Source organism: Terriglobales bacterium (genome assembly GCA_035624455.1).
Classification (GTDB): domain Bacteria; phylum Acidobacteriota; class Terriglobia; order Terriglobales; family Acidobacteriaceae; genus DASPRM01.
The window spans coordinates 98,956-111,287 of the sequence record DASPRM010000025.1 but is presented as its reverse complement, the minus strand read 5'-3'; the positions used below and the strand labels follow the sequence as shown (position 1 = coordinate 111,287).

At 56.8% G+C, this 12,332-nt stretch carries 12 protein-coding genes; 1 reads left to right on the top strand and 11 read right to left on the bottom strand.

Annotated features, from left to right (window positions below):
* Nucleotides 1-28: 28 nt before the first annotated feature.
* A complete protein-coding gene (locus tag VEG30_03000) occupies nt 29-1,222 on the top strand; it encodes a hypothetical protein (GenBank protein ID HXZ78869.1) in 1,194 nt (397 codons plus the stop codon).
* A 34-nt stretch (nt 1,223-1,256) separates the two neighbouring features.
* On the opposite strand, the gene VEG30_02995 is transcribed toward VEG30_03000, so the two are convergent.
* The 11 genes from VEG30_02995 to VEG30_02945 form a co-directional block, all read right to left on the bottom strand.
* Nucleotides 1,257-1,781: an inorganic diphosphatase gene (locus VEG30_02995; GenBank protein ID HXZ78868.1), complete on the bottom strand. Its 525-nt coding sequence runs from the start codon at nt 1,779-1,781 to the stop codon at nt 1,257-1,259.
* 172 nt (nt 1,782-1,953) lie between these two features.
* A complete protein-coding gene (locus tag VEG30_02990) occupies nt 1,954-3,483 on the bottom strand; it encodes a hypothetical protein (protein HXZ78867.1) in 1,530 nt (509 codons plus the stop codon).
* A 79-nt stretch (nt 3,484-3,562) separates the two neighbouring features.
* On the bottom strand, nt 3,563-5,602 hold the full coding sequence (locus VEG30_02985; GenBank protein ID HXZ78866.1) for a M13 family metallopeptidase: 2,040 nt from the start codon (nt 5,600-5,602) through the stop codon (nt 3,563-3,565).
* A 192-nt stretch (nt 5,603-5,794) separates the two neighbouring features.
* Nucleotides 5,795-6,868: an MlaD family protein gene (locus VEG30_02980; GenBank protein HXZ78865.1), complete on the bottom strand. Its 1,074-nt coding sequence runs from the start codon at nt 6,866-6,868 to the stop codon at nt 5,795-5,797.
* Between the two features lie 153 nt (nt 6,869-7,021).
* Nucleotides 7,022-9,439 carry a hypothetical protein gene (locus tag VEG30_02975; GenBank protein HXZ78864.1) on the bottom strand — a complete coding sequence of 806 codons (2,418 nt, stop codon included), beginning with the start codon at nt 9,437-9,439 and terminating at the stop codon, nt 7,022-7,024.
* Nucleotides 9,440-9,466: 27 nt separating this feature from the next.
* Nucleotides 9,467-9,844: a holo-[acyl-carrier-protein] synthase gene (locus VEG30_02970; GenBank protein ID HXZ78863.1), complete on the bottom strand. Its 378-nt coding sequence runs from the start codon at nt 9,842-9,844 to the stop codon at nt 9,467-9,469.
* A gap of 204 nt (nt 9,845-10,048) precedes the next feature.
* Complete coding sequence (locus VEG30_02965) at nt 10,049-10,588, bottom strand: DinB family protein (GenBank protein ID HXZ78862.1); 540 nt, start codon at nt 10,586-10,588, stop codon at nt 10,049-10,051.
* A gap of 56 nt (nt 10,589-10,644) precedes the next feature.
* Nucleotides 10,645-11,019, bottom strand: coding sequence for a PPOX class F420-dependent oxidoreductase (locus VEG30_02960; protein ID HXZ78861.1), 375 nt, complete (start codon nt 11,017-11,019; stop codon nt 10,645-10,647).
* An 18-nt stretch (nt 11,020-11,037) separates the two neighbouring features.
* A complete protein-coding gene (locus tag VEG30_02955; GenBank protein ID HXZ78860.1) occupies nt 11,038-11,391 on the bottom strand; it encodes a phage holin family protein in 354 nt (117 codons plus the stop codon).
* Between the two features lie 81 nt (nt 11,392-11,472).
* Nucleotides 11,473-11,847 (bottom strand): carboxypeptidase-like regulatory domain-containing protein, encoded by a 375-nt coding sequence (locus VEG30_02950; GenBank protein HXZ78859.1) that lies wholly within the window; start codon nt 11,845-11,847, stop codon nt 11,473-11,475.
* A 76-nt stretch (nt 11,848-11,923) separates the two neighbouring features.
* Nucleotides 11,924-12,223 carry a carboxypeptidase-like regulatory domain-containing protein gene (locus VEG30_02945; protein ID HXZ78858.1) on the bottom strand — a complete coding sequence of 100 codons (300 nt, stop codon included), beginning with the start codon at nt 12,221-12,223 and terminating at the stop codon, nt 11,924-11,926.
* Nucleotides 12,224-12,332: the final 109 nt, after the last annotated feature.

The window sequence follows — 12,332 nt, the reverse complement described above, 5'->3', positions numbered from 1 at the left end:
ATCTGCTTTTCGCGGATACAATGGTCAAGTGCTTCCGCATCGCCTCGAGTTCTGTGCTGATCACGACTCGGAATTTTTCGCTGCCATTCCGGCGAAGCCGGCGGTATTTTTGCTTCAGGGAGATACCGGCAGCCAGCCTTATGTGTCGAAAACCAGCAACCTGCGCCGACGCCTGACCCGGTTACTGAGCGAGCCGGAGCAGCACACCCGGCGTCTTAACCTGCGTAGCCAGGTGCGAACCGTCGAATACGGGCTCACAGGTTCTGACTTCGAATCCACTCTGCTGCTGTATCAGGTCCTGCGCGCCAGCTTCCCCAAGAATTATCTCGACCGTCTGAAGCTCCGGTTTGCTCCGTTGGTGCGGCTGCACCTCGACAATCCCTACCCTCGGGCTTCGGTCACCGTGCGTATCAGCCGATTGAAAGGGGACGCGGTGTACTACGGCCCGTTTCCCTCGCGGGTGGCGGCTGAGAAGTTTGCCAATGATTCGCTGGACTTCTTCAAGATGCGGCGCTGCGTTGATGATCTCAATCCCGATCCCGCCTTCCCCGGCTGTATTTACTCGGAAATGAAGATGTGCCTGGCACCCTGCTTCAAAGGCTGCAGGGACGAGGAATACGCCGCGGAGGTGGCTGAAGTGCGAGCCTACTTCGATAGCAGAGGCCAGTCTTTGCTGCGGCAGCTGGGCGCCGCGCGCGACCGCGCCTCAGCCGAGCTGGACTTTGAGAACGCGGCCGCCATTCACGCCCGCATGGAAAAGCTCACTCCTGTGCTGGGGCAACTGCCGGAAATTGTCCACCGCATCGATCAACTGTCGGCGTTGATGATCCAGCCCTCGGCGGAGCCAGAGTCGGTCACCCTGTTTCGCATCGATGCCGGCAGATTTTCCGCGCCCATTCCATTCGGCCTGAGACAGGAGAGCGGGCAACCACATTCTATGGAAGGACGCCTTCAGCAGATCCTCAGCGGGGTATCCTCGCCTCCAGCGGCCACCGCGCTAGAGATCATGGAACAGCTGGCGATTCTCCGACGTTGGTACTACCGTACAAACAAGACCGGAGAGATCTTTTTCGCCGACGATCGTGGGGAGTTTCCCTGGCGCCGAATCGTGCGCGCTGTGTCACGAGTATTTCGTGGGGAGAAGCCCGCACCTGACCTGAGTGAATCCGCACGAGATTACTGGATCAATCGAGGGCGCGAGGCTGATCGAGCAGAGCCATAAGAAACCCCACAACAGGCTGGCGGCGGCAGCGAAATTATTGCCTTCCGGATTTCACCAACTTGCGCACCCGATCCGGACCTTTCAGGCCGAGCACTCGATATTGCTTACCTGAGAGCTTGTGATAATTCACAAAGAATTCTTCCAGTTCCTCCGTAAATTTCTTGCCTAAATCCTCGACCGTTCTTATGTCCGCCCAACTGTGGGCATCCTTTTGTACGGCCACAATGCGATCATTACGTTCTTTGTTCTTCTTATCCCCTTCTTCGCCTTCGATCACCCCAATGGGCCGGCACATAAGTACACATCCGGGAAACGCAGGCTCATCCATCAGCACCAGAACATCTATCGGATCGCCATCATCGGCTTCCGTGGATGGCACAAATCCGAAATCGTAAGGAAATTCCATTCCCGCGGGCAAAACCTTCTTGAGTTCGAAGACCTCCATCTTGGGATTGAACGCGAACTTGTTGCGGCTTCCCTTCGGCGTTTCGATCACCACCCGGAGCAAGCCCTTATTGCCCGAATCAAAGGGTTTGAGGCGGGTGGTCTGCGAGTCCATTTTTCTTTGCCATTTCAGCGCCCTATCTGCTTCAACGTGGATGCAGCCATCCAGAGAAGGGTTTGTTGTGGCAATCACGGGATGGCGTTCCTCGAAAGGACCTTCCGCGGCCGAGGGCTTTAGGGGTAAATGCGGAGGCTCCCGGTTTAGTGGGGATATCCCCGGAACAGAACTAGCGCCTGCGTTTACGAAATACCACCTTCAGCCCTTCTCTCCAGCGTTCATCAATCGCAACCAACTCCCAGCTGATTTCCGGGGACACGTACCGCAGCAGGATGTCGGTTGCCGGGTGGATGCGCAGGGCGGGTGCAATCAGCAGGAGCAGGGGTGATTCCCGCTGTAATTCGATCCCGGGAAAGTATCCGAATTTCTGAAACTCGTCTCGTTCCTGATGCCAGCACACGCGGGCCCAGTAATCGAGCCCCTGGAGCGGCAGGTGTATATCCTCATCGGCTTTCAATTCCAACACGGCCAGACGGTGCTCTCGTGTAACCGTAAGAACATCGATCATGGCCCGATCCGCGGCCGAGAATGCCGGCACCTGGGAATAGACAAATTGACGGTCCAGCCGGTGGTCGACGGCCCGAACATCGCACACCACCAGGGACTCCAGCCAGCGCTCTGGAGCCAGTCGCCAAAGTACTTCATCACCGGGCGGCCGTTTCGGTTGACGGGCATCCACCAGGCGCTGGACGATTTCCGCAAACAATGGCTCGGTCTGATCGCTCAGAACCGTCTCTGAGGGGCCGAGGCCGAACACGATCTCCTGACCGTGGCGCAAGGATGCCGGTTCCGCCGACAGGCGGGCTCGCGCAAATTCAAGCCCGTGCATGCGAAAAGAAATTTCCGCAGCGGAAAATACGCTGTTGTGAAATTCTTTGATGAATTTTCGAATCCTGGCAATCGAAGGCTCGAATCGCCTCTGGGCCTCCTCCAAATTGGGACAAAAGATCAGGCGGGTGGCGATGTTGCCGCGATCGCTGGCATCCTGCTGCTCCAACTCCAGGGTGCGCTCATCCAGCTCAAGAACCGTAAAGGCCGCTGCCTCGCGGTTGAGACAAGCCACTCTTTCCCTCACAATCGCCGACTTGCCCTGAGGCACCACTAACCGTAGCCCGGCGACGAGCAGACGGCCCGCCTCCCGTTCGCGCAGGTGATCCAGCCATAGAATGCCGAAGGTGAGGGAAGCGTCGATCGACGCCTGCATCTCTTCAGAGTTCACCCCCAGGACCGCAAAGGCGGTATTCCCTTTGCGCATCCAACCGCGGGCGTAGATAGGACTGAAAGAGCGCTCCAGGTCGATGGTCGAACTCAGCGCCTCCATCATGAAGTCGGGAGATCGATGCTCGAAAGCCCGCCGCAGGCGATGAAGGTAGCTGGATCGTTGCGCCCGTTTGGCCGAGGGAGTCCGCTGATCGCGCTCCCGGCAGATCTCGAGCTGGGTTGGCCTGGATTTTCCGAAGCGCTGTACCGAAAGCGCAAGAATATCTTTGCGGACCTCCGCATCGAGAACGCGGCGCACGGCATTGCGTTCCGGAGACCAGAAATGCAGCACGCACTTATCGTGCTCGGTGGCGAGCGAGTACCTGGCTTCGCTCAAGTCGAAGATCACCGAACCTTCTTCCACCACAACTGCACCGCGCGATGCGGCAACGAATTCCTGGATGGTTCGGGCTAGCGATTCCGCGGCGATGGCCGGCATTGACTCTCCGCAGTGAAGACCCGCAGCAAGCGGGTTCCGGCGTCGAGTGTGCGGTAATTTGCTTCTCGACCGCTGTGATCTACCACACGCGGCAGGCGTTTTGGCGGACCATAGGTTGTCCCACTTTGCAGCCGAATGCCTTTTGGAATTCCGGCATATTCGAGATCACGCCGTTCACGCGGTACTGGCCCGGCGAATGGGGATCGGTGTAGACACGCACGCGGGCCGCTTCGGGCGTGATGTTCTGGCACCAGATCCGAGCGTACCCCAGGAAGAATCGTTGCTGCGGCGTGAATCCGTCCATCTTTGGCACATCTTTGTCTTTGAGCTGATCTTCGAGTGCGAGATAAGCAATACGAAGCCCGCCGTTATCGGCGGTGTTCTCGCCCAGGGTGAGTTTGCCCCGCAGGTGCAGATCGCCGACCGTAAATCCTTCATATTCTTTTACGATACAGTCAGTGCGGTTCTCGAACTCCTTGCGATCCTCGGGCGTCCACCAGGATTTGAAATTACCCTGCGCATCGAATTGACTCCCCTGGTCGTCGAAACCATGGGTCAACTCGTGACCGATTACCGCCCCAATGCCGCCGTAGTTCATCGCGTCATCGAGTTTCGCATCGTAGAAGGGGGGTTGCAGGATCCCGGCGGGAAAGGTGATGTCGTTGAACGCCGACCGATAGTATGCGTTCACCGTCGGTGGCGACATGTTCCAGTCCGTGCGGTCAACCGCTCTGCCGATCTTGTCCAGTTGCCGGTTAAACTCGAAGTGATTGGCGCGTAATGTGTCTTCCGCAAACTCACCGCGGACAATCTTCAGGTTGCTGTAGTCGCGCCATTTGTCCGGATATCCGATGTTGTTGCGAATTGCATCCAGCTTGATCTGCGCTTGCTTCTTCGTGGTATCGCTCATCCAGGACAGGCTCTTAATATCCCCAGCCAGCGCGGTCTCAATCATCTGGACCATCTGCAGCGTGCGCTCTTTGTTTTGCGGGCCGAAATACTCATCTACGTAAGGGCGGCCGAGCAGCTGACCAACCTGGCGGTCGGTGCGCTCCACGCATTGTTTCCATCGCAGCTGCATTTCTTTCTGTCCCTGGAGATACTGGCGTTCAAAGCGAAAATCCTCTTCCACAAAGCGCTTGGACAGCAGCGGTGCGGCTGTTCGTGCCACATGCCAGCGAAGGTAGGCTTTCCACTGCTCGAGCGGGACGGAGTCGATGAGGGGACTTATGGTTCGGAAAAAATCCGGATTAACGACATTGAGAGAGGAAAACTCCGGGGCAGCGGTGTCCTGAAAGTAAGTGAGCAACTCAAAATTGGGCGCTGCCGAGCTGATCTCCTCCACTTTCATCCAGTGATCGCGCTTTTCCGGGTCGCGCCGCTCAGCACGGTCCATGGAAGCGTTGGCCAGGCTGGTTTCAATTTCCATCACCGTCTTGGAATTGGCCGAAGCAGCTTGCGGTGTCTCTCCGAGGAGCTCAAACATCTTTTGCATGTGCTCCAGGTAGCGTTGTCTGGTTTCGACGGACTTGGCGTCGTTATTTCGGTAGTAGTCGCGGTCGGGAAGCCCCAGACCACCCTGATCGAGGTTGGCAACGCTGCGGGTAGCATCGTGCAAATCAGGTGCCTGAGCGAAAACGAACAGGGCTGCGACACCATTGGTGTGGAGCAGCGCCACCGTGCGCAGCAGATCTTTTTTGTTGCTGATCTTGTCCACCGCCTTCAGCAGAGGCTCGATCGGCTTGGTGCCCTGGCTTTCGATACGAGCTTCATCCATGCAGGAGGCGTAGTAGTCGCCCAGCTTCTGCGTGGTCTCGCTGCGTGCAGGGTCGGGAGCCGAGGCCTGCTCCAGAATTCCCCGCAGCGCTTTGAAGTTGTTCTCCTGCAGTTCATTAAACCGGCCCCATCGCGACTGATCGGGAGGAATGGGATTGCGTGACATCCAACCGCCGCAGGCGTACCGGTAAAAATCCACGCAGGGATCGACGCTCGGATCCATGTCGCTGAGTTCAAGCGCGCGAGGCGTGCCGGCCGGGGCGAGGTTGCCGGCGGCTTGCGACCAAACCAGATTGCTCAGATTGCAGACCAGAATCAGCCATCCCAACCCCTGCCAGCGCATAACCCTCCTTTTCGTTCAACAAATTCGTTCAACAAAAGCTCATAGTCTAAACCAAGGAGAGAGCGTTGACGCATAGGTGCACTTCAGCCGCCGCTTGGGATCGTGACCAGTAGTGGGTCAGCAGGGATAGACGGGCCCGCTCACAAACATTCGCGAGAAGGGAGTCTTGGCGCAGCCGGCTTTGACAGGTTTCTAAAAGACTTTGAAGTGAATGGTCAGGTACTTCTTGGGGTTTTCACGGATGGCCTGCACCAGGCCCCTTGTCTCGATCAGCATTTGATCGGCATTTACGAACAGCGAGGGATCTCTCAGCAGCTTGCCGGCGGTTCCTTCTCCTGCTTCCAGGCGGTCCATGATGGTAGATAGCTTGGTGACGGTATTATCCAGCTTGTTGGCAAAAGCCTGGTCACGGGTAAATTTGCCGAGAGCACCTTTGCCTTCGTTCACGTCCGCCATTACTTTGTTGACCTTGTCGATAGTCGAGTTGGCATTGTTGTAGAGACTGGGATCCTTCAGCAGCTTGCCTACCGTGCCCTGGCCCTGATTGACCTCATCGATGATCTGGTTAAGGTGATCCACAGCCAGGTTGGCCTTGTCGTAGAGCTCATCTGTGGCAATCAACTTTCCGATGCTTCCCTTGCCGGAGCTGATTTCGGTGACCATGCTCTGCACTTGCGTCAGAGCGGTATTCAGGCGATTGTAGAGTTCCTGATCGTAAATCAGCTTGCCGATAGAGCCCTGGCCGCTCTCGATGAAACCTACGATGCGGTCAATGCGGCGAACCAGTACATCGATGTTCTGCAGACTGGTCTGACTGGCGCGGATCATATCCTGCAGGTCAGGATGATCGCGGATGGGCAGCACGTCGCCGTCGTGCACTTGGCGTCCTTTTGCCTGTGTGCTGTCGATATCCACGAAAGATTCGCCTAATACCCCGACCGTGCTCATGGAAGCCAGGGAGTCAATGTGCAAGTCCGGCTGAAATCCTTTGTTGATCTTCATCACCACTTCCACGGGAGTCAAACCGTGGCTGGGAACCACCTGGATCGCCTTCACATTGCCAATGTCGACTCCTTGCAGACGGACCGGGGCGCCTATGCGTAGCCCCCCAGCATTGTCGAAGTAGGATTTAAGTATGATTTTGCGCGCGAGAAATCCACCCGTTCCGCTCATCAGGAAGATGAGCACAGCGAGGGTGACAGCCGCAAACAAAACTGTCACACCCACCCGCAGTTGCGCCCACTTGACCTGACGTTGACTCGGCAAATCTCCCCCGCCCCAGGCGTGAAGTCAACAGAATAGCAGTTAAACAAGAAGTGGCATGATAACAAAAGCGCCAGCAAGAGTCAGCAAAGGGCAGATTTTGCTATGTGCAGTGAAAGGCACGAGTAGATGCCGGGGTTGGCAGAAGCAGGCGGGCTAAGCGCCAGATGGCTGAAATCGGCGACAGAGGCTGGCAGCGATCAAGTACGCCATCGCCCCACATAACAGTGTGACGCCGAATCCGAATTCGATGGCTACAGCCATAGCCAATACGGAACCCAAAACGCTGGAGGCGGCGTTCATCGCCCAGGCCCATTCGACGATGCTCGGCGACCCTGGTCCCTTCTCAAGCATCCGCAGTCCCGTGGGGAATGGCATCCCCATAGCGAACCCGAGAGGTACCAGCAGGACGGCGCTTATCAATAGCTTCGACAGAAAAGGCAATCCAACCATGGTTCGCAGCACGATCGGCAGCAGCCATAAATACAGCATCAGGACTATGGCCACGAGGACCAGTGCAACCCACACCCGCTTTGGATCGGCCAGCCACTGCCTGGAAAACACACTGCCTGCGCCGCTAGACAGCAGCATAAGGAAAACCACCACGGTCATGGCGTATATGGGATGCCCGAGAAACAGGACCAGGCGCTGGATCATGGTCACCTCCACCACGATGTAGCCGAGCCCGATGGCGACGAAATACATCAGAGCAAGAGCGCGCCGCGGTTGCGGTTTCTCGCCGTTCTCGAGCCTTAGCATCAGTGGCAGGAGCAGAAAGGCTGCGACTGCCAGCATGGAGATCAGGAGCAGCATCAGCAGCACAACCGCGCCCATATTCACCTTCCAGTCGATGGCGGTCTGGGTTCCGGACTGAACCAGGAGTTGAGTCGGCTTCAGGGTAAAGAAAAAAAAGGGAGCACCGTCGTAGACCGGCGCGACGTTGTAGGGATAAGCCTGGGCGAACTCGGCGGGCTTCCCGCTAAGGATCAGATCACGAAATGCGCCAGGGCCAAAGCGCGAATCGAGAGTGGCTGGTCCTGACCCGTCGATATTGGAGGGCAGATACAAGGGCACAAGATTTGCATGATCCGCCACATGCTTCCGCACTGCCGTTTCTTCTTCTGAGGTGAAGGGCGTCTTTTTGGCCAGAACGGTTACGGGTCGGCCATCTTCGTTCAACTCCCCGTCGGAGATCACGATGAAGTTGCGCCGCAAATCGGTTCCACCCAGAGCTTCGATCGCCTGCGAGACTACGCGCAACGCCTCACGCGGGTGGTGGAATTCCCAGCGCGTAATCGCGAGAAAACCGTCAGGTCGCAAATGATCGAAGTACTCACGAAAAGCTTCGACGGTGTAGAGGTTGTTTTCGCTGAGGGCGAAAGCGCCGGCAGCGGTGGAGGCCCAAGTGTCAACCAGGGTCATCTGCAGCACATCGAATCTGTCGCGACTGTTGCGCAGCCATGAACGTCCGTCGTTCACCTCGATTCGCACTTCCGGCTGCCGGTAAAGCTGATACGACCATTCAGCATAGCGCCCACGCATGACATCGTTGGCGATGATGGGGTTGATCTCGATTCCGGTCACGCTGGGGCTGCCGTTTGCCAAGGCGCGCAGCACGTCCACCCCTCCTCCCGGGCCGATAATTGCAAGCTTGCCGTTGGGACGGAGAATGTTGGCTATAGAGGGCGCAGCCGACATCAGATTGCGCTGGTAGTCGCTGCCCTGCCATTTCTGCTTCGGATCCCGCGCCATGATGTAGGTAGAGGCGTCGGCATCGATCACGATCACCTTGGCATCAGCCTGCCTGTCCACTTCCACGCGCGAAATTGCGTTCCATTTGGCGAATTCCACCCATGGCCGATCGCGGCGCATGCCTTTGGCGTACACAATGTCAATCAGCCTGCCCGAATAATTGAGAACGATGAGGCAGGCAAAGACGACCGTCAATCCGATGCCGACGCTCTTGTAGCGCGGTTCGAGAGCTAACACCCAGGCTGCTGCCGCCATCGTCCCCCCGGCGAACAACACCGTGTTCGGGCCACCGACGAGGTTAAGTAAGCCAACAACCCCCAAGCAGGCCAGCGCGCCGCCCACCAGATCGGCGGCGTAGAGCTGCGCGACATGGTGGGTTCGCCTGGCAAAAAGTACGGAGAAAAACAGCCCGGTGAAAAAGAACGGCAGTGCGGAGATCAAGTAGATCGTGGAGAGGCGCAGAAAATTTCCCCAACTGAGGTTCAGGAACACCGGCACGTGCAGATCGATCTCGAGCACAAGGAGCATCAATCCGGCGTTAATGGCGCAAGCGATACATCCGATGGCTTCGATCGGCCAGCGCATGAGTCGTGCCTTGGCCAAATAGGCAAATACTCCTCCTGCACCCAGTCCCAGCAGGGCAACAGAGATCGCCAGGAAGGCGAAGTGATAGAAGAGGATTACGGAAAACAGGCGAGTGAGGGCGAGTTCCAGCAGCATGCTGGCAAAACTGGTCAGAATGACGCCGATCAGGAGCCTTGTGCCGCTTATCTCTTCCGCTGACTCGCGGGCAATTCCTGGCGCCAGGAGTGTCTCTGACATGCGCTCTCTTCAAAATCTCCCTGGGATTCAGTTTTCGAGAATTACTTGCGCCACCGCATGCTCCTCGGTGTGAGACATCGATAGCGAGACCCGCTTTACTCCCAGCTTGGATGCAAATTCTGCGGCCATGCCCGCAAAAACGATGGAAGGCCGGCCACCGGGTTCGCGACACACCTCCACATCGGTCCAGGCCACGCCCCGCTTCCAACCTGTGCCGATGGCTTTCAGGGCTGCCTCTTTCGCGGCAAAACGCGCTGCATATCGTTCCATGCGGTTGGCCTTGGAGTCGCAATAGCGAATTTCCGCGGCAGTGAAAACGCGCCTCAGGAAACGCTCCCCAAAGCGCTCAATGGCTGCAGCCATGCGCGGAACTTCGACGATATCAATGCCGGTGCCCACAATCATAAGCTGGGGTTAGCGGACCCCGCCGCGGGACAAAACGCATTAAGGTAACACAGGGAATGTACGCATCGCGGGTGGGGAGTGGAAGGAGTGCAAAAAAGAATGTCGCGCGTCTGGAAGCAGCCTCAGCTTCCAGCATTCGCGCCTGCTCTTCGGCGCGCAGGTGCATGTCCCGCGATTCGAAAGCCACACCGTTGGGCTCTTATCTCAGGCCGCCGAGGCGGCAAGATATTTCTCTTGCAGAATTTTGCGGTGGTGCAGTTCGTGACCGGCAAGAATGTAGGCGATGGCGCGTACGCTCACCTCGTTCTTGTTGGCCACACCTCTCCGCGTCCAGGCCTGGGGATCCAGGTTACGGAACAGGTCCAGGGTGGAGTGACGGATATGTTCGAATTCAGATACCAGGTCAGCAAGACGGCACTGTTGGAAGGGACCGTAGAGCACGTAATCGTCCTGCTCGAATCCTTCGATGGGAGTGGAATCGTTGCGCGAGATGCGCAGCGCGCGGTACGCGAAAACACGTTCTGTATCCGCTAGATGTCCTATCACCTGCTTGATACTCCATTTGTCAGGGGCATAGCGGTATCCTCCCCGATCCTCTCCGACATTGCGCAGCAATTTCACAGTTTCCGGCAGCTGTCGCTCCAGCGTCAGCAGTATGTCTTGCTGCGGAACCAGCGAAATGTAGCGGCTGTAGTATTCGTTATATTCATTGGCTTGAGGGCGGTCGATCGCGGCCTGGCTCACCGAAGTTCTCCTGCGGACAGAAAGTTGAAAAAGCAATTGTAAATCCCTGCGCCGATTCAGATGCGTATGGTGATCATTACCTGCTTATGTCCCAGCAAACGGCTGAAGACATCTCCAATACGCTTCCAAAAATACTTGTGATTCAACAGCTGCTGACCCTTTTCGGCTTCGTTGCCCTCCACCAATTTTGCCTGGGCATCTACCCAGGAGCCCTTTGGCCGGCCACGCATGTCACAGGGCACAATCTTGACGTGAGGATTGTTGCGGATGCGCTTGACTTTCCACGCATCGTCGGTTGTGTACACATAGAACGTACCTGATGGATCTGTGGCAAACCAAACCGGGGTGCGCACCCCCGTACCGTTTTTGCGATAGCTTTCCAGGGAAAGGTACTTTTGATTACCAAACTGACCGATGGCCGCGTTATCCATGACTCTCTCGTCCCATTGCTAATACCGCCGCTCCGGCTTGGGCACCAGGGAGCGCAGGATCAGGTTAATCACACTCAACACAATGGCGCCAAGAAATGCCGCCAGGAAGGTGTTGATGTGAAACCCGGGCACGAGCGCAGAGGCTAGTTTCAGCATCAGCGCATTGATGACAATCCAGAAGATTCCCAGCGTGAGGACGGTTAGCGGAAATGTCACCACCTTCAAAACCAGTCCCAAGGTGGCATTGATCAGGCCAATCACAACCGCTGCCAGCAGCGCGGCACCAATGCCACTGATCTGAAATCCGGGCACGATGTAGGCCACCAGCAGCAGGCTGATTGCGCTCAGTAGCCAGTTGATCAGGAGTCGCATCTTAACCTCCCCGTTCACATAGATGTGAAAAAGGCCGCCTGGTTGCGGCGGCCCTGAGCCCTGGCAAAACTTTACTCTTGGCTAACGCTTCACGTCGATCTTCAAATTCAGCACTACGGTCTTGCGCGTGTCAAAAGAGCTCACCGTCTTGATTTCGCTCTTACTGCCGTGGTGTTCAGCGTAAACCTGGTAGTCGATATTGAGAGAAAGAGCCGTAAAGCGGTAGTTACCATCTTTATCGGCGATGAAGGTTCGCACTCCCAGGGTCTTGGTATTCTTCAGGTAAACCACAGCATCCGGAATGCCGGCGTCAGCGGCGTCCAGCACCTGCCCTTGCAGAGTGCGCGTGGTTGACAGTTTGTCCTCGGGCTTATCTTTGGCAACCGTCGCGAAAGCCCATACGCAAGCCGCGACAGCCGTCAGCAAGATCGCTGTACCTAGTACGTTTCTCTTCATGGCGACCCCGTCATTACGACTGTCAGCGCGCCCGCTGTTTGCGAGTACTGCTTGCGGGTAGTGTATCTGAAATCTGTCACTTTAGATGCAGGCTGATGTCCACTCGCTCATTACTCTCGATGTGTACTTTGGTCTCCGGTCTGGGTTCGCCCTTTGGAAGCTTTATGTCCGCCCAGACTATGTAATCGGCCTGTCCTGTGGGGAGTCGCTGGGCAAACTCGCCCATCGAGTTTGATATCAGCTCCCATTTCGCCTTCTTCTGATCAGCCCGCCGAATCTTCACCGGAACACCCGGAACCAGGTGACCGCTGGAATCAAATACGGTTCCAATAATGAGTGCGTAATCCTTGCGTGGATCTTTCTTGCTATCGGCCAAGAGTGGTGCCGGGGTCAGAAGCGAGCCTGATCCAGCCAACAGAAGCGCACACACTAACACACTGCCAATCGAATTTAAGTGTTGGCGCAGACCGAGGCAGGCGGATAAG